The following is a 17,947-nucleotide window of genomic DNA, read 5'->3' as shown; positions in this document are numbered from 1 at the left end:
TTCACGGAAGTTGGCACGCCTGAAAACGCCTGTCTCATTATCGCACCGTGCTCCCTGGCACGGGGTTTGGTCATTCGAATGCGCCGCATCGGATGGGCGCAATGAAGATCCGGCTCGTTCCCGCGCTGCTCATCCTGATCGTGATGGCCGTAACGATTCGCCTCGGCTTCTGGCAACGCGATCGCGCCCATCAAAAGGAAGCGCTGCAGGCGCAGATCACGCGCTACGAGAACGCGAACCCGCAGCCGGTGGGCGCCGCGCCGGTCGCGCTCGAGGACATCGAGTTTCATCGCGTGCGGGCGCGAGGCACGTTCATGCCCGAGCGCGTGGTGTATCTCGACAATCGTCCCTATAACGACCAGCCAGGCTTTTACGTGGTGATGCCGCTTAAACTGGAAGGCGGCGGCTATGTGCTCGTGAACCGCGGCTGGCTGCCGCGCAACATCGAGGACCGGGAGCGGATCGCGCCCTATCTGACACCCACGGGGCCGGTCGAAGTGGAGGGCATTGCACGCGCGGACGCCTCGCGTGCCTTCGAGCTGGGTGCGGGCGGCTCTGCAGCGCATCAGAAGATACGGCAGAATCTCGGCGTCGCTTCCTACGCAGCGGAAACCGGGCTGCCGCTGCAGTCCTTCGTGATCCAGCAAACGGGCTTCGTGCCGGCCTACAAGGACGGCCTCGTGCGCGACTGGCCCGTGCCGGTCGCGGACGTCGAACGCAACTACGGCTACATGCTCCAGTGGTGGGGCATGGCGGCCGCGGCGCTCGGATTCGGCCTCTACGCGGCTCGCCGGGCTGCGACAAAAGAGCGCAGCACAGGGCGTGGGCAGGAGCCGGCGCCCAGCACGAAGGACGCCTGACGATCGATCGGCTTTTGGCCGATCGCCGCCGGGCGGTTCATCAGGCGCAAGGATTCGCTGCGACATGGCAGCGCATGGATAACTGGAAGCGACAGAAACGAGGTTCACGCAGTGTCGACGCATTCTCCCGATTCATCGCAGGTTTCGCGCAGCGCACCGCTGCAGAAGGGCGCTACGGCCCGCAGCGCTCCGCCCAAAGGCGCGCCCCAGAACGGCGCTCCGCCGAAGGGCGCTCCGCCGAAGGGCGCGCCACAAAACGGCGCAGCGCCAAAGGGCTCATGGCAGCGCGGCCGCTGGATGTTGCTGCTGATCGCGCTGATGTGCGCCGCGCCGATCGCGATCTCCTATTTCACGTACTACGTGATCAAGCCGAAGGGCGGCACGACGAGCTACGGCACGCTGATCGAGCCGCAGCGCACGATTCCGTCCGCGCTGATGGTGACCGGCGACGACGGCCGCGAAGTCCCGCTCGCGGCGCTCAAGGGCCGCTGGCTCATGATCTCGGTGGACGGCGGCGCGTGCGACGAGGCCTGTGCGAAGAAGCTCTACTTCATGCGCCAGGTGCGCGCGACGCAGGGCCAGGAGCGCGAGCGCATCGTCATGGTCTGGCTGCGCACCGACGACGCCAGCGTGCCGGCTGCCTTGAAGACCGCCTATCCGGATACGCGCATGCTGCGCGCCGATCCGGCCTCGGTAAGCGCCTGGCTGCCCGCCACCAACACGACGAAGGACACCGATCACATCTACCTGGTCGATCCCAACGGCAACCTGATGATGCGGTTCCCGACGCAGCCAGATCCGTCCAGGATCAAACAAGACGTGACCAAACTCCTCAAGTGGTCGCGTATCGGTTAAGGTGCGCAGCGCGAGTCTGACAGAAAAGAGTACGAGAGATGTTTATCCTGGAGCTGGGCCTGATCGGCCTGTGCATCGCGTTGCTGCCGCTGTCGTGGGTCTGGGTGAAGGCCGACGACGACAAGTTCCGCAAGCTCGTGTGGCTCACGACCTTCATGACGCTCGACCTCGTGATGTTCGGCGGCTTCACGCGCCTCACCGATTCGGGCCTCGGCTGCCCCGATTGGCCGGGCTGCTATGGGACTTCGTCGCCGTTCATTGCGCATGCACAGATCGCGGCCGCGCATCTCGCCATGCCGAGCGGCCCCGTGAGCATGTCGAAGGCGTGGATCGAGATGATTCACCGCTATTTCGCGATGGCCATCGGTGTCTTGATCATCGCGCAGACGGCCATCGCCTGGCGCGCGCGCATCAAGCGCATGCCGCTGCACGTCTCGCCGTGGTGGCCCACGGCGCTGCTCGGCCTGATCGTCGTGCAGGGCGTGTTCGGCGCATGGACGGTCACGATGAAGCTGCAGCCGATCATCGTCACCACGCACCTGATGCTTGGCCTCACGCTGCTCGGCGCGCTCGCGTGGCTCGCTGCGCGCATGACGCCGCTGCCCACGTTCGAGCCCGACGCCGCGCGCTGGCGCGTGGCCGCGCTTGCGGCGCTCGTGCTGCTCGTCGTGCAGATCGCGCTGGGCGGCTGGGTCAGCACGAACTACGCGGTGCTCGCCTGCACGGACTTCCCGACCTGCAATGGCGCGTGGATCCCGCCGATGGATTTCCACCACGGTTTCCACCTCTGGCGCGCGCTCGGCATGGATGGCAACGGCGAGGTGATCACCCAGGACGCACTCGTTGCGATCCATTGGACGCACCGCACGTTTGCGTTCGCCGTGATCGCATATCTGGTATGGTTCGCCCTCAAGTTGCGCCGCTATGCGTCGCTGCGGCGCCCCGCTAACTGGGTCCTGATCGTGATCGCGATCCAGTTTTTGACCGGACTATCGAACATCGTGCTGCAGTGGCCGCTGCCTGTGGCAGTTGCACACAACGGTGGCGCGGCGATCCTGTTGCTTCTGGTCGTCGTGCTAAACTTTCGAATTGCTTGTAGCCGCCCCGGCCGCGCCGTCCTCCCTGCGCGCGACACCGCTGCGGTGTGATCCCGCCCCCTATGGAAAGTACAACCCTCTCCCAAAATCCTGGCAGGCCCGGCAGCCGGATTTCGCAGTATCTCGCGCTCACGAAGCCCCGCGTCACCCAATTGGCCGTGTTTTGCGCGGTCATCGGCATGTTCCTCGCCGTGCCGGGCATGGTGCCCTGGAAGCAGCTGATCGGCGGCACCGTTGGCATCTGGCTGACGTCCGGCGCAGCCTTCGCGATCAACTGCCTCGTCGAGCAGAAGGTGGATGCGCGCATGCGTCGCACGGCGTGGCGTCCATCGGCGCGCGGCGAGATCACCAGCGTGCAGATCCTGCTGTTCTCCGCGGTGATCGGTGGCATCGGCATGTGGACGCTCTACACGTTCACCAACCCGCTCACCATGTGGCTCACGTTCGCGACCTTCATCGGCTACGCGATCATCTACACGCTGCTGCTCAAGCCCGCCACGCCCCAGAACATCGTGATCGGCGGCGCCTCGGGCGCGATGCCGCCGGCGCTCGGCTGGGCCGCCGTCACGGGCCACGTGCCCGGCGACGCCTGGATTCTGGTGCTCATCATCTTCGTGTGGACGCCGCCGCATTTCTGGTCGCTCGCGCTCTATCGCCGCAAGGACTACGAAAACGCCGGCCTGCCGATGCTGCCCAACACGCACGGCGAGAAGTACACGCGCCTGCACATCCTGCTCTATACCGTGATCCTGTTCGCGGTCACGCTGATGCCCTATATCTCGGGCATGAGCGGCATGCTGTTTCTCGTCGCGGCGGTCCTGCTCGGCGCGGTGTTCCTCGCCTACGCGTGGAAGATCTACCTCGAGTATTCGGACGCGCTCGCACGCAAGACTTTCCGCTATTCGATCGTTTACCTCTCGGTGCTGTTCGGCGCGCTGCTCGTCGATCACTACGTGCACGCACTCATCGGGATGTAACGGAATGGCCCGCTCCCTGTTCGCGCGCGCGGCGCGTGCCGCGCGTGTCTCTCTCATTGCCCTCGCAGCGGCGGGCGCGCTCGGCGGCACCTTGATGCTCGAAGGCTGCGGCCAGCAGCCGCCGTCGTTCTCGAACCTCGACATCACCGGCAACACGCAGTTCGGCAAGGACTTCTCGCTGCCGGACACGAGCGGCAAGATGCGTTCGCTCGCCGACTTCAAGGGCAAGGTGGTCGTGCTGTTCTTCGGCTACACGCATTGCCCGGACGTCTGCCCGACCACCATGGCCGAGCTTTCGCAGGCGCTCCAGCAACTGGGCCCCGATGCCGCGAAGCGCGTGCAGGTGCTCTTCGTGAGCGTCGATCCCGAGCGTGACAGCGCCGACATCCTGAGCCAGTACGTGAGCGCCTTCAATCCCACCTTCATTGCGCTGCGCCCCGCCGACGAGGCGCAACTCAAGCAGGTCACGAAGGACTTCCGCGTCTACTACGCGAAGGTGCCCGGCAATACGCCCGGCAGCTACACGATGGATCACACCGCCGCGAGCTACGTGTTCGACACCACCGGCAAGCTGCGCCTCTTTGCGCGCGACGGGCAGGGCGTGACGCCCTGGCTGCACGATCTGAAGATCCTGCTCGCGTCGAACGACTGAGGCCGCCTGGGCCAGCCAAGTCGTTCAGGCCGGTCGGGCCAGGCCACTGGCGCTTTGCGGGCCGCCGAAGGCGCGACCCAAGCTACCACCCCTCACTGGCTTCCGCTGGTATACCCGTATGCGATTTCTATATTTCGCGCGGCCGGTGCCATATGAGACCATTTATGTCCGCCTGGCGGGCGGCACACAATGCCGCCGCAGCCGGGACACGACAGTAACAAACACGCAACAAGCGGGAACATCCTCTCCATGCAGCGCAGAAATCTGATTAAAGCTCTCCTCGCCGGCGTCGCCGCCACCACGCTCGCCGCCAGCTTCGGCGCCCACGCCGACGACAAGGTCATCAAGGTCGGTACCGTTTCCGGTCCGGACGCCCAGGTTTGGGCCGTGGTCCAGAAGGTCGCCAAGCGCGAAGGCCTGAACGTGAAGGTCATCGAATTCAACGACTACGTGCAGCCGAACGCGGCGCTCGATTCGGGCGACCTCGACGCCAACAGCTTCCAGACGGGACCGTACCTCGACAGCCAGATCAAGCAGCGCGGCTACAAGCTCGTGAACGCGGGCCTCACGTACATCTCGCCGATCGGCGTCTACTCGAAGAAGCTCAAGTCGCTGAACGATCTGCCGCAAGGCGCGAAGGTCGCGGTGCCGAACGATCCGTCGAACGAGAACCGCGCGCTGCTGCTCCTGCAGAACAAGGGCGTGATCAAGCTGCGCGCTGGCGCGGGCACGAACGGCAACAACGCGACGCCGCTCGATGTGGCCGAGAATCCGAAGAAGGTGAAGCTCGTCGAACTGGACGCCGCGCAACTGCCGCGCGCGCTCGGCGACGTGGACGCCGCCGTGATCAACACGAACTACGCGCTGGCAGCGGGCCTGCAGCCGACCAAGGACGCGATCGCGCTGGAAGACATCCACAGCCCGTACGCGAACCTGATCGCCGTGCGTGTCCAGGACAAGGACAAGCCGTGGGTGAAGAAGCTGGTCGCGGCTTATCAGTCGGAAGACGTGCGCCAGTTCATCAAGAGCGAGTTCAAGGGCTCGATGGTTCCGTCGTTCTAAGCGACGCCGAGTCCTCGCTCCCGATCGCAGCGTGCGGCAAACAAGCCGCGCCTGCTGCCGATCCAGCAAAAGAAAAGCCGCTTCCTGTAAGCGGCTTTTTTGCGCCTGCTGAGTGGCCGGGCGGGCGCTACGACGGGTGCCGCGTGGTGCGAGGCCCGCTAAAGCCACGCTCCTCGGAGCGGCGCCGTCATCCCGGCAGCTTCTGCACGAGCTCCACGGCGTCGATCAACTGTTGTCGATGCCTGTCAGTGACCACTGTATGGGATGTCAGGGCGCAGCGATATCGTCGCTATGTCTCTGAAACGGGTGAGTGGTCCTGATCTGGTATCACTTTGGTCTGTCTGAATGATGCTCAGAGAGGCCTGGTGGTCTCTCAAGAAGAGACCACAGGTATCTTTCCAGGGAAAATACCGATACCCGGTGTGCTGCCCGCAGGGCCTTTGAAAATCATGTAACCAATTGATTTTTATGGAATTTATGCCGATAGAGATACGGCCGCCGCGCATGTTGACTGGTATTATTGTGGTTATATAATGGGCTCAAATTTGCACCGGGCAAAAACCACGACGGCAACGTTGAAAGTGTCAGATGGTTTGTCTGGAAGCCCCCACGATCTGTCCAACCGCTGGCCGGAGTTCCATGGAAACCCGTTGGTCTGCCCTGATGCCCGATGCGCGCAACGTCACGCCGCTCTATCTGCAGCTGGCGCGCAATCTTGCGACGGCCATTCATTGCGGCGTGTGGTCGGCGGGCGAGGCGCTGCCTTCGGAGCGCACGCTCTCCGACGCCATCGGCGTGTCGCGCATCACGGCACGCAAGGCCATCGAGCTGCTGGTCGAGCAGGGGCTGATCCGGCGTGCACGCGGCGCCGGCAGCTTCATCACGCCGCGGGTGGAAGATCCGCTCTCGCGTCTGACCGGCTTCACGAAAAAGATGGAGCAGCGCGGCTTCACGCCCGACTCGGTGTGGCTGGAACGCGAGTTGCGCGCCGCACATCGCGAGGAGATCGTGCAGCTTGGGCTCTCGCCGGGCGCGTCGGTCGCGAGCCTGCGGCGCCTGCGCCGCGCGGACGGCATCGTGATGGCCGTCGAGCATTCGGCGCTGCCCGCGTCCATCGTGCCGGACCCGCAGGCGATCGACGGCTCGCTCTATGCGTATCTCGAGGGGCGCGGCGTGCCGGTCGTGCGCGCGCTCCAGCACTTCCGCGCGGTCAACGCGACAGGCGAAATCGCGACGCTGATGGGCGTGGAGCCGCGCGCGGCGCTGCTCGTGATCACGCGCGTGGGTTTTTCGCGCGACCAGCACGCCATCGAACTCACCGACACCTATTGCCGCGACGGCTTTTACGACTTCGTCGCGGAGCTCAGGCAATGAACCAAGTAACGAAGGCGGCTCGCGGGAACGGAACGCCGCGCCACGAATCTCTCACGCACGTCATCGTCACGACTCATCGCGCACGCCACACTGTCGTGCGCAAAATCGGAAAAATCTCATGCTGAGCGGAAACATTCTCACCCCTGGTGGCTGGATCAACGGCACGCTGACGTTCGAAAACGGACGCATCACGTCGATCGAGGGCGAGGCCGTCGATCCGGCGAAGAACGACGAGCCGTACATCCTGCCGGGCTTCATCGACTTGCACGTGCACGGCGGCGGCGGCGCCGACGTCATGGAAGCGGGCGACGCCATCGAAACCATCGCGCGCACCCACGCGCGCTATGGCACGACGAGCCTGCTCGCCACCACCATGACCGCGCCGCGCGACGAACTGATGAGCGTGGTCGCGGGTCTCGGCGACGTGGCGCGCCGGCGCACGCCGGGCGGCGCGCGCGTGCTGGGTGTGCATCTCGAAGGGCCGTACATCAATCCGGGCAAGCTCGGCGCGCAACCCGACGCGGCCGTGTCCGCCGTGCTCGACGAAGTGCTCAAGTATCTGTCGATCGCGCCGATCCGCGTGGTGACCGTGGCCCCGGAGATCGCGGGCCATATCGAGATCATCGGCGAGATGGCGGCGCGCGGCGTGCGCGTGCAGCTCGGCCACTCGCTCGCGACCTACGACGATGCCGTCGCCGCGCTCAAGCACGGTGCGTGTGGCTTCACGCACCTCTTCAATGCGATGTCGCCGCTGCATCACCGCAACCCGGGTCTCGTCGGCGCGGCGCTCGCTCACGCGGAATACGCGGAGATCATCCCCGACCTGCTGCACGTGCATCCGGGCGCGATCCGCGCGGCGCTGCGCGCCATTCCGCGCCTCTACGTCGTGACCGACAGCACCTCGGCCACCGGCATGCCGGACGGCGAATACCGCCTCGGCAGCCAGCACGTGACCAAATGCCTCGGCGGCGTGCGTCTCGCAGATGGCACGCTCGCTGGCAGCACCCTCACCATGGACCAGGCCTTGCGCAATCTCGTTTCGCTCGGCCTGCCGATCGCAGATGTTTCAGCGCGCCTGTCGCGCTACGCGGCCGACTATCTCGGCATCGAAGACCGGGGCCGCCTCGCGCGCGGCGCATGGGCCGATGCCAATGTGTTCGACCGCGAACTCACGCTTACCGCGACCTACGTCGAAGGAGAATCGATTGTCGAATATGCTTAAAGAAGCGCTGGCCTCGGCCGGCGTCGTCGCCGCGCAGCTCGCCGACACCTCGCGTGTGGAGGCGCTCGCCCGCGCGCTCGAGGCCGAGCCGCGCCACGTCGCGCTCACGGTCGCACGCGGCAGCTCGGACCACGCGGCGAGCTATTTCGCCTCGCTCACCATGAGCCGCATCGGCGTGCCGGTTGCCTCGATTCCCATGTCGATCGCGACGCTGCAACAGGCGCCATTACGCGTAAAGGGCCAGTTTGCCCTTGCTTTTTCCCAATCAGGCAGGAGTCCTGACCTTGTCGCCACGATGCGCGCCCTGCACGACGCGGGCGCGCTCACGGCGGCCATGGTCAACGTGGGCGGTTCACCGCTCGCCGACGCCGCGGGCAACGAACTGTCGCTGCTCGCGGGTCCCGAGCTGAGCGTCGCGGCCACCAAGAGCTATATCGCGATGCTCGCGATGTCGGCGCAGCTCGTGGCGTTCTGGCAGCGCGACGCCGCGTTCCTCGACGCCGTGCGCGCACTGCCGGCGGCGCTCGACCGCGCGGGCGCGCTCGACTGGTCGCGGGCCGTTGACGAGCTGCGCGACGTCTCGCAGATGATCGTGATCGGCCGCGGCCCGGGTCTTGCCATTGCGCAGGAAGCGGCGCTCAAGCTCAAGGAGACCTCGGGCATACAGGCCGAAGCGTTTTCCAGCGCCGAAGTGCGCCACGGCCCGATGGAGCTGATCGACCGCGACTATCCGCTGCTCGTGTTCGCCCCGCGCGGGCCGGAGCAGGCGGGCCTCGTGCAGCTCGCGCGCGACATGCAAAAGCGCGGCGCGCGCGTGCTGCTCGCGGCGCCCACCGACGTGCCGGAGGCCACGCTGCCGCTCGTGACGACGGCCGACCCGGCGCTCGATCCGATCGCCGCCATTCTTTCGTTCTACGTGATGGCGGCGAGTCTCGCCGCCGCGCGCGGCCGCAACCCGGACGAGCCGCGCTACCTGAACAAAGTCACCGAAACCCACTAGATTGGAACGCTGATGGAACGCATCCAGGAGTCCCGCCTGATGAGCCCGGACAATGCCACTGAAGGTCGTATCGTTTTGATCGCGCCGCTGAGCGGCCCGGTCGTGCCGCTCGCCTCCGTGCCCGATCCGGTGTTTTCGGAAGGCCTGTTCGGCGACGGCATCGCCGTCGATCCGCTGGTCGGCCGGCTCGTTTCGCCGTGCGACGGCACGGTCATGCACCTCGCGCGCACCGGTCACGCCGTCACGTTGCAGACCGCCGAAGGCGCGCAGGTGCTCGTGCATATCGGCATCGACACGGTCGAGCTGAACGGCAAGGGCTTTACGCCGAAGGTCGAGCAGGGCGCCCAGGTGCGTCGCGGCGACCTGCTGATCGAATTCGATCTCGACGTGGTGGCGTGCAACGCGCCCAGCCTCGTCTCCGTGATCGCGGTGGCGAACTCCGATGCGTTCGAAGTGGTCGAGCGCGCGGGCTACGCAAGCCATGCCGAGGCCGGCGAGACGCCGCTCCTCGTGTTGCGTGCGCGTGAGGGCGCCGTGGCCGCCACTAGCGTCGCCGAGGTGGTGACCAACGAAGTGCGCCGCAGCGTGACGCTCACGCATGCGGGCGGCCTCCATGCGCGCCCCGCGGCGCGCGCGCGCGAAGCGGTGCGCGGGATCGATGCGCGCGTGGAAGTGCGCTACGGCGAGCGCAAGGCCGCGATCGAAAGCGTGGTGGGCCTGCTCGGGCTGGGTGCGGGCGAGGGCGCGACCATCGAACTGGTCGGCTTGGGCCACGAGGCGCAGAAGGCTGTCGATGCCGTTGCTAACGAGCTCCTGCGCGAAGCGCCGGGCGAAGGCGGCGAGGCGCCCGCGCGGCAACTGTCGCCGGCGCCGGTGGTTGCCCCCGTGGCTAGCGCGGCTGGCGCTGGCGTTGCCGCGCAGCAGGCCCCGCGAAGCGCGCCCGGTACGCTGATCGGCGTATGTGCGGCGCCTGGTGTGGCCGTCGGCAAGCTGGTGCGCTGGGACGACGCCGAACTCGAGCCGTCCGAGCTCGCGAGCGGTCCCTCGTCGGCGGAGAGCCGCTTGCTCGACAAGGCTGTTGCGTCCGTCGACGGCGAGCTGGATGCCTCCGTGCGCGCAGCCTCGCAGCGCGGCGCGATCGGCGAAGCGGGCATCTTCCAGATGCATCGCGTGCTGCTCGAAGACCCGACGCTCATCGACGCCGCGCGTGACCTCATCAGCCTCGGCAAGAGCGCGGGCTTTGCGTGGCGCGCCTCGATCCGCGAGCAGATCGCAGTGCTAGGCAAGGTGGACGACCCGCTGCTCGCGGAGCGCGCCGCCGATCTGCGAGACCTCGAAAAGCGTGTGCTGCGCGCGCTTGCGAACGCGAACGGCACAGGCAACGCGATGGGTGCGGCCCAGCGCGAGCTGCCCGAAGAAGCCGTGCTCGCCGCCGACGAGTTCACGCCCTCCGACCTCGCCTCGCTCGACCGCAAGCGCGTGACCGCGCTCGTGATGGCGCGCGGCGGCGCGACCTCGCACGCCGCGATCATCGCGCGCCAGGCGGGCATTCCGGCGCTCGTCGCGCTCGGCGATGCCTTGCACAAGATCGAAGAAGGCACCCAGGTGGTGGTGGACGCGGGCGCTGGCAGCCTCGCTTTCGCGCCGAGCCCGCAGGACGTCGAACGCGCCCGTGCCGAAAAGCAGCGTCTGGCCGGCGTGCGTGAGGCGAACCGGCGCACCTCGCATGAGGCCGCAGCCACGCGCGACGGCCACGCGGTTGAAGTCGCGGCGAATATCGCGACGCTCGAGGACGCGCGCACCGCCGTGGAAAACGGCGCGGATTCCGTGGGTCTGCTGCGCACCGAGCTCATGTTCATCCATCGCCAGGCGGCGCCCACGGTGGACGAGCATCGCGAGGGCTACCAGGCGATCGCCGAAGCGCTGGGCGGACGCACGGCGATCATCCGCACGCTCGACGTGGGCGCGGACAAGGAAGTCGACTATCTGACGCTGCCGCCCGAGCCGAACCCCGCGCTGGGCCTGCGCGGCATCCGCCTCGCGCAGGTGCGCCCCGATCTGCTCGACGACCAGTTGCGCGGGCTGCTCGCAGTCGAGCCGATGGGCGCCGTGCGCATCCTGCTGCCGATGGTCACCGACGTGGGCGAGCTCGTGCGCCTGCGCGAGCGCATCGACACGTTTGCACGCGAAGCGGGCCGCACGGGCCGCATCGAGGTGGGCGTGATGATCGAGGTCCCCTCGGCGGCGCTGCTGGCCGACCAGCTCGCGCGCCACGCCGATTTCCTCTCGATCGGCACCAACGATCTCACCCAATACACGCTCGCGATGGACCGTTGCCAGCCCGATCTGGCGGCGCAGGCGGACGGCTTGCATCCCGCCGTGCTGCGTCTCGTCTCCATCGCGGTGGAGGGCGCGAACAAGCATGGCAAGTGGGTTGGCGTGTGCGGCGCGCTGGCGGGCGACCCGCTCGCGGTGCCGCTGCTCATCGGGTTGGGCGTCACCGAGCTGTCGGTCGATCCGGTGTCCGTGCCGTCGATCAAGGCGCGCGTGCGCAAGCTCGATTACAGCCAGTGCCGCGAGCGCGCGTTCGAGGTCCTCGCGCTGGAGTCGGCGCAGGCAGTACGCGCGGCGAGCCGTGCGCACTGGCCGCTCGATTGATTGATCGCTCGATTTCGTGAGTGGCTGAGCAATTGGCCACTCGCTTTATCGGGTGGTCGACAGTAGTAATCGTTCGATTTCCTCAATAACCACACACCGGTGTGCGCAGCGATCGCGTGCCGGGCTTATTCACCTCTCTTTCGTCACGCAAGAGACAGGGACTGGAGGCAGTTCAATGGATGGCAATCCGTTTCTCAAGATTCAGAGCCTCGGCCGCGCGCTGATGCTCCCGATCGCAGTGCTGCCGGTGGCCGGCATACTGCTGCGCTTCGGGCAGGCCGACATGCTCAACATCAAGATCATTGCCGACGCAGGCGGCGCGATCTTCGACAATCTGCCGCTCTTGTTCGCAATCGGCATCGCGGTGGGTTTCGCGAAGGACAACAACGGCGTGGCGGCGCTCGCGGGCGCGCTCGGCTATCTGGTCGAGACCGCCGTGATGAAGGACATCAACGACAAGCTCAACATGGGCGTGCTGTCGGGCGTGGTGGCCGGCGTCGTGGCGGGGATGCTGTACAACCGCTTCAAGGACATCAAGCTGCCCGAGTTCCTTGCCTTCTTCGGCGGCAAGCGCTTCGTGCCGATCGTGACCGGGCTTGCGTGCTTGCTGCTCGGCATCGTGTTCGGCTATGCGTGGGGACCGGTGCAGCACGTGATCGACACGGCGGGCCACTGGCTCACCACGGCGGGCGCGGTCGGCACGTTCGTCTACGGATTGCTGAACCGTCTGCTGCTCGTGACGGGGCTCCATCACATCCTGAACTCGCTCGTGTGGTTCGTGTTCGGCTCGTTCACGCCCGCAGCCGGCGGCGCGGCCGTGACCGGCGACCTGCACCGCTTCTTCGCGGGCGACCCCACCGCGGGCAGCTTCATGGCCGGCTTCTTCCCGGTGATGATGTTCGGCCTGCCGGCCGCGTGTCTCGCGATGCTGCACGAGGCGCCCAAGGAGCGCCGCGCGATGGTGGGCGGCCTGCTGCTCTCGATGGCGCTCACTTCGTTTCTCACGGGCGTGACCGAGCCGATCGAGTTCACCTTCATGTTCCTCGCGCCGGTGCTCTACGGCATCCACGCCGTGCTCACGGGGCTGTCGCTCGCCATCTGCTCGCTGCTCGGCATCAAGCTCGGCTTCACGTTCTCGGCGGGCGCGATCGACTACGTGCTCAACTACGGCCTCTCCACGCACGGCTGGGAAGCGATTCCGCTCGGCATTGCGTATGCAGTGGTCTACTACGCGCTGTTCCGCTTCTTCATCCGCCGCTTCAATCTGCCGACGCCGGGCCGTGAATCCTCTGCCGGCGACACGGCTATCGCCTCGTCGATGTCGGGCGTGGAAGTGCCGGTGGGTGGCGCGGCTGCAGCCACGTCGCTGTCGCGTGCGGCGCGCTATATCGATGCGCTCGGCGGCGCGGCCAACCTGAAGGTGGTCGATGCGTGCACGACGCGTCTGCGTCTCACGGTGGCGGACCCGGCGCATGTGTCGGAGCCGGCGCTGAAGGCCATCGGCGCGCGTGGCGTGCTCAAACGCGGTGGCGAGAGCGTGCAGGTCATCATCGGGCCGGAAGCCGACATGATCGCCGATGAAATCCGTCGCGAGATTGCCAGCGGGCGCCCGGCGGCAGCCGCGGCCAAGGCGGTGCCTGTGGCGCAGCCCGCGTCGCAGTCAGTCTCGCAGTCTGCCGCTCAGCCGGCGCAGGCAGCCGGTCCGCTCGATCCGAATCCGTCGCGCTGGCTGGCGGTGCTGGGCGGCGCGGCGAATATCGTGTCGATCGACGCGGTCGCGGTCACGCGTCTGCGCGTGATCCTGCGCGACCCCGCCGCGGCCGACCGTGCGCAGCTTGGTGCGCTCGATGTGGCCTGGGTGTCGGCGGATACGCTGCATATCGTCGCGGGCGACGCGGCGCAGCGTTACGCGCGCGAGCTTGCGTTGCAGGCGGCCTGAGCGGTCTCTTGTTGCAAAAAAACCGGCGCTTGCGCCGGTGTGACACCGAATAAACCTCGCGTTCTTTGGGGCGCGGGGTTTTGTATTTTGGGGTAAACGTACTCGCGGTGGAGGTCACTACGGTTGCAGGAGGGGTTGTTTTTGTAGTAACGTACCTACATTGCATATTCGGGCAGGAGTCACATCATGACCATTACGACTCTATCCAGCAGGGAACTCAATCAGGACGTCACCAAGGCCAAGAAGGCAGCCAATAACGGTCCAGTTTTCATTACAGATCGTGGCAAGCCCGCGCATGTGTTGCTTAGCATTGAGGAGTACCAGCGGCTTGTGGGCAAGAAGCGGAGCATCGTGGATGCGCTTTCCATGCCGGGCATCTCTGACTTTGAGATCGATTTCCCGCGTTCACGCGAACTACCCCGAGCGGCTGACTTCGAATAATGTTCCTGCTAGATACCAATGTCATTTCCGAGTTGCGCAAAGCTGGCGATGGCAAAGCGAATGCGCAAGTCATTGCCTGGCTGTCGAATGAAGATGCTTCGACCTTCTACATTTCCGCAGTAACGGTCATGGAGCTCGAACTCGGCATTCTCCGGCTCGAGCGGCGCGACGCCGAACAGGGCGCAAGACTGCGTACCTGGATGAACGCTCGCGTCCTTCCCGAGTTTTCTGAGCGGACACTGCCAGTCGATTCCGCGGTGGCACTGCGTTGCGCAAAGCTGCACGTGCCAGATCCTTGTTCCGAACGAGATGCGTTTATCGCAGCCACTGCGCTCGTGCATGGCATGACTGTCGTAACACGGAACGTTGCCGACTTTGCCTCTTCCGGAGTCGGCATTGTTAATCCGTGGGAGGCTTCGGTCTGAGCAATCGCGTGAAATCTACCCGTAGACCATCCACCCGCCCAAAACCTCACTCCCCGCTATCGGCCGCGTCCATTTTGCGCTGCTGATCGAGCCACATCACATTGATGATGCCGAAGCCCAGCGCCACGCCAATGCCCAGTATCCAGGTGAAGTACCACATGATTTCCGCTCCTGCGTGAATGGCGATGCAGCCCGGCATGCCGGGCTGCACGACTCGTTCAATACAGCGAATTGCGCTTGTCTTCGACGGCCTCGAGGGTCACCTTGCCGCGCATGATGCGATACGCCCAGGTGGTGTAGCCCAGCACGATCGGCAGGAAGATGATCACGGCCACCAGCATGATTTCGAGCGTGGTCTTGCTGGAGGTGGAGTCCCAGACCGTGAGGCTAGAACGCGGGTCCAGCGACGACGGCATGATGAACGGAAACATCGAGAAGCCCGCCGTGAGTATCACGCCGATGATGAGGAGCGAGGTGCCGAGAAAGGCCGTCTTCTCGAGCCGCGAGCCGGCCAGCACGAATGCGATCGCGCCGCCGAGGATGCCGAGAATCGGCGCAACGGCCATCCACGGATAGAGCCCGTAGTTGCTGATCCACAGCCCCGCGCCGGGCTCGACGCTCTTGAGCAGCGGATTGGCGACGGAGTCATACGGCGCGGGCGTGGTGATCATATAGCCGCCGATCAGCGTCGCCACGAGCGCGCCCGCCACCACGAAGCACACGACCGCGAGCGCCGAGGCAATGCGCAGCGCTTTCGACGCGCGTTCGGCCACCACGCCATCGCTCTTCAACTTCACGAACGCGGCGCCGTGCGCGGTGAGCATGGTGAGGCTCACGAGCCCGCACAGGAGTGCGAACGGATTGAGCAGCGCGAAGAAGCTGCCGTGATACGTCACGCGCAGGTCGGAGTCATAGCTGAACGGCACGCCTTCGAGCAGGTTGCCGAACGCCACGCCGAACACGAGCGCTGGCACGAAGCCGCCGATGAAGAGCGCCCAGTCCCATGCGTTGCGCCACTTCGGGTTCTCGCGCTTGCCGCGGTAGTCGAAGCCCACGGGCCGGAAGAAGAGCGCGAAGAGCACGAGCAGCATCGCGAAGTAGAAGCCTGAGAACGACGCCGCATAGACGAGTGGCCAGGCGGCGAACATCGCGCCGCCCGCGGTGATGAGCCAGACCTGGTTGCCTTCCCAGGTCGCGCCGACCGTGTTGATGACGATGCGGCGCTCCGCATCGGTCTTGCCGATGAAGGGCAGCAGCACGGCGGCGCCCATGTCGAAGCCGTCGGTGAGCGAGAAGCCGATCAAGAGCACGCCGATCAGCACCCACCAGATCACTTTGAGCGTTGCGTAGTCCATGGTGTGGTTCCTGTGTGTTTCCTGTGCAGGGCTTGCGACACGTTCCGGGCCGGCATCACGAGACGCGATTGCCACTCGCCGTGGCCATTGCGCCTTTCTCGTGGAAATAGCGCCCCGTGTTCAGCGCCGACGGCCCGAGCCGCGCGTACTTGAACATCAGCGTGATCTCGATGATGAAGAGCGCGGTGTAGAACACCACGAAGCCCGCGAGGCTCAGCCACACGTCGCCCGGCGCGAGGCTCGACGCAGAGAGGTGCGTGGGCAGCACTTCGGCGATGGTCCACGGCTGGCGGCCGAGCTCCGCGACGACCCAGCCGAATTCCGCGGCGAGCCACGGCAGCGGAATCGCCCACACCACCCAGTTCAGGAACCAGCGGCGGTTGTCCTTGAGCAGCGAGCGCTGCGCGCAGAACCAGAACGCGAGCACGAAGGTCGCGAGGAACAGCATGCCGAGGCCCACCATCACGCGAAATGACCAGAACACCGGAGCGACGGGCGGAATCGAGTGCTTTGCGGCGGCCTTGATCTGCTCGGGCGTGGCGTCGACCACGTTCGGCGCGAACTGCTTGAGGAGCAGGCCGTAGCCGAGGTCCGCCTTGTGCGCGTCGAATACGTCGCGCGTGGCCGTGTCGGCGGTGCCTTCCTTCATTTTTTGCAGTGCGGCGTAGGCGAGCATGCCGTTCTGGATCCGCACTTCGGCGCGGCCCATCAGGTCCTTCAGGCCGATCACCGGCTCGTCGATCGAGCGCGTCGCGATGATCCCCATCAGGTAGGGAATGCGGATGGCGTAGTCGGTGCGCTCTTCCTGCTGGTTAGGGATGCCGAACAGTGTGAACGGCGCCGGCGCGGGTGCGGTGTCCCATTCGGCTTCGATGGCGGCGAGCTTGATCTCCTGGACTTCGCCCGTGCGATAGCCCGATTCGTCGCCGAGCACGATCACGCAGAGCGTGGACGCGAGACCGAAGCCCGCGGCAATGGCGAACGAGCGCAGCGCGAAGTCCACGTCGCGGCGGCGCAGCAAATACCACGACGAAATGCCGAGCACGAACATCGACGCCGTCACATAGCCGGCGGACACCGTGTGCACGAACTTGACCTGGGCGACCGGGTTGAAGATCACCTGGAAGAGACTCGTGAGCTCCATGCGCATGGTTTCGTAGTTGAACGCGGCGCCGACGGGGTTTTGCATCCAGCCGTTGGCGACGAGAATCCACAGCGCGGAAAGGTTCGAGCCGAGCGCGACGAAGAACGTCGTGAGCAGGTGCCCGCCCTTCGACATGCGGTTCCAGCCGAAGAAGAACAGGCCCACGAAAGTCGATTCGAGGAAGAACGCGGCCAGCCCCTCCACGGCGAGCGGCACGCCGAAGATATCGCCCACGTAGTGCGAGTAGTACGACCAGTTCGTGCCGAACTGGAATTCCATCGTGAGACCGGTGGTGACGCCCATCACGAAATTGATCGCGAAGAGCTTGCCCCAGAACTGCGTCATGTCCTTGTAGATCTGCTTGCCGGTCATCACGTAGACCGATTCCATGATGACGAGCAGCCAGGACAGACCCAGCGTGAGCGGCACGAACAGGAAGTGATAGAGCGCGGTGACCGCGAACTGCAGGCGCGATAGGTCGACGGTTTCGCTAATTGGCATGGTGCGGGTCCCCTTGGGGTGGATTTGCGCCGGGCGGGCTAGCTCCGGGCGGCACGGGCACGGAGAGGAGGGCCTGTGCGACCGCCGCCGGCGGCATGGTCATGTTCTCGGCCTGCGGATGATTGAAGAATGCGTATTTGAGCGCCATCAGCAACACGAGCTTGAAGGCGAGGACGAGAACGATGTCGCGGCCGAAGGTCGGGCCGCGTGCCCACTGGAGGAAGCGCGCGCGGAGCAACGGTCGCACTCGCGCAGACTGGCCGGAAGTCGAGATCATGGCGATGTCCGATTAGGGCTGCATCACATACGAAATGATCTTACGAAGGAATCGGAAAAAACGGCGCGAAGGTGTACGAATTATTGTCGGCCAAAAAGAAAAGCCCCA

The 17,947-nt window shown here is 65.7% G+C and carries 17 protein-coding genes; 13 read left to right on the top strand and 4 right to left on the bottom strand.

From position 1 onward, the window contains the following. Positions 1-101: 101 nt before the first annotated feature. From E1956_RS01495 to E1956_RS01435, 13 genes are all read left to right on the top strand, one after another. On the top strand, positions 102-860 hold the full coding sequence (locus E1956_RS01495) for an SURF1 family protein (protein WP_134746798.1): 759 nt from the start codon (positions 102-104) through the stop codon (positions 858-860). Between the two features lie 159 nt (positions 861-1,019). Then, positions 1,020-1,715: an SCO family protein gene (locus E1956_RS01490; protein ID WP_134750253.1), complete on the top strand. Its 696-nt coding sequence runs from the start codon at positions 1,020-1,022 to the stop codon at positions 1,713-1,715. 38 nt (positions 1,716-1,753) lie between these two features. Continuing rightward, positions 1,754-2,863, top strand: coding sequence for a COX15/CtaA family protein (locus E1956_RS01485; protein WP_134746796.1), 1,110 nt, complete (start codon positions 1,754-1,756; stop codon positions 2,861-2,863). 11 nt (positions 2,864-2,874) lie between these two features. Beyond that, on the top strand, positions 2,875-3,789 hold the full coding sequence (gene cyoE, locus E1956_RS01480; protein WP_134746794.1) for a heme o synthase: 915 nt from the start codon (positions 2,875-2,877) through the stop codon (positions 3,787-3,789). Positions 3,790-3,793: 4 nt separating this feature from the next. Then, positions 3,794-4,441: an SCO family protein gene (locus E1956_RS01475; protein ID WP_134746792.1), complete on the top strand. Its 648-nt coding sequence runs from the start codon at positions 3,794-3,796 to the stop codon at positions 4,439-4,441. A gap of 249 nt (positions 4,442-4,690) precedes the next feature. Next, complete coding sequence (locus E1956_RS01470; protein WP_134746790.1) at positions 4,691-5,503, top strand: MetQ/NlpA family ABC transporter substrate-binding protein; 813 nt, start codon at positions 4,691-4,693, stop codon at positions 5,501-5,503. A 639-nt stretch (positions 5,504-6,142) separates the two neighbouring features. Beyond that, entirely contained in the window at positions 6,143-6,877 is a 735-nt protein-coding gene (locus tag E1956_RS01465; RefSeq protein WP_134746789.1) for a GntR family transcriptional regulator, read from the top strand. 118 nt (positions 6,878-6,995) lie between these two features. Beyond that, entirely contained in the window at positions 6,996-8,099 is a 1,104-nt protein-coding gene (gene nagA / locus E1956_RS01460; RefSeq protein ID WP_134746787.1) for an N-acetylglucosamine-6-phosphate deacetylase, read from the top strand. Next, positions 8,092-9,099: an SIS domain-containing protein gene (locus E1956_RS01455; RefSeq protein ID WP_134750251.1), complete on the top strand. Its 1,008-nt coding sequence runs from the start codon at positions 8,092-8,094 to the stop codon at positions 9,097-9,099. The genes nagA and E1956_RS01455 overlap by 8 nt, the downstream gene beginning before the upstream one ends. A 12-nt stretch (positions 9,100-9,111) precedes the next feature. Next, positions 9,112-11,757 carry a phosphoenolpyruvate--protein phosphotransferase gene (ptsP, locus tag E1956_RS01450; protein ID WP_134746785.1) on the top strand — a complete coding sequence of 882 codons (2,646 nt, stop codon included), beginning with the start codon at positions 9,112-9,114 and terminating at the stop codon, positions 11,755-11,757. Between the two features lie 175 nt (positions 11,758-11,932). After that, complete coding sequence (gene nagE / locus E1956_RS01445; protein WP_134746783.1) at positions 11,933-13,696, top strand: N-acetylglucosamine-specific PTS transporter subunit IIBC; 1,764 nt, start codon at positions 11,933-11,935, stop codon at positions 13,694-13,696. Positions 13,697-13,882: 186 nt separating this feature from the next. After that, positions 13,883-14,137 carry a type II toxin-antitoxin system Phd/YefM family antitoxin gene (locus tag E1956_RS01440; protein ID WP_134746781.1) on the top strand — a complete coding sequence of 85 codons (255 nt, stop codon included), beginning with the start codon at positions 13,883-13,885 and terminating at the stop codon, positions 14,135-14,137. Continuing rightward, positions 14,134-14,562 carry a type II toxin-antitoxin system VapC family toxin gene (locus E1956_RS01435; protein ID WP_134746779.1) on the top strand — a complete coding sequence of 143 codons (429 nt, stop codon included), beginning with the start codon at positions 14,134-14,136 and terminating at the stop codon, positions 14,560-14,562. Before E1956_RS01440 ends, E1956_RS01435 begins: the two co-directional genes overlap by 4 nt. A 46-nt stretch (positions 14,563-14,608) precedes the next feature. Here E1956_RS01435 and cydX read toward each other — a convergent pair whose 3' ends face one another. Genes cydX through cydP form a run of 4 tightly spaced genes read right to left on the bottom strand, consistent with a single transcriptional unit; the run spans position 14,609 to position 17,839 of the window. Continuing rightward, complete coding sequence (gene cydX, locus E1956_RS01430; protein WP_063744714.1) at positions 14,609-14,722, bottom strand: cytochrome bd-I oxidase subunit CydX; 114 nt, start codon at positions 14,720-14,722, stop codon at positions 14,609-14,611. Positions 14,723-14,780: 58 nt separating this feature from the next. Next, positions 14,781-15,917: a cytochrome d ubiquinol oxidase subunit II gene (cydB, locus tag E1956_RS01425; protein WP_134746777.1), complete on the bottom strand. Its 1,137-nt coding sequence runs from the start codon at positions 15,915-15,917 to the stop codon at positions 14,781-14,783. Positions 15,918-15,972: 55 nt separating this feature from the next. Beyond that, on the bottom strand, positions 15,973-17,562 hold the full coding sequence (locus E1956_RS01420) for a cytochrome ubiquinol oxidase subunit I (RefSeq protein ID WP_134746775.1): 1,590 nt from the start codon (positions 17,560-17,562) through the stop codon (positions 15,973-15,975). Then, on the bottom strand, positions 17,552-17,839 hold the full coding sequence (gene cydP, locus E1956_RS01415; protein ID WP_134746772.1) for a cytochrome oxidase putative small subunit CydP: 288 nt from the start codon (positions 17,837-17,839) through the stop codon (positions 17,552-17,554). The genes E1956_RS01420 and cydP overlap by 11 nt, the downstream gene beginning before the upstream one ends. Positions 17,840-17,947: the final 108 nt, after the last annotated feature.

Source organism: Paraburkholderia pallida, from assembly GCF_004524855.1.
GTDB classification, from domain to species: Bacteria; Pseudomonadota; Gammaproteobacteria; order Burkholderiales; family Burkholderiaceae; genus Paraburkholderia; species Paraburkholderia oxyphila.
The sequence above is the reverse complement of the archived record's forward strand: the minus strand, read 5'-3'. Positions and strand labels throughout refer to the sequence as shown.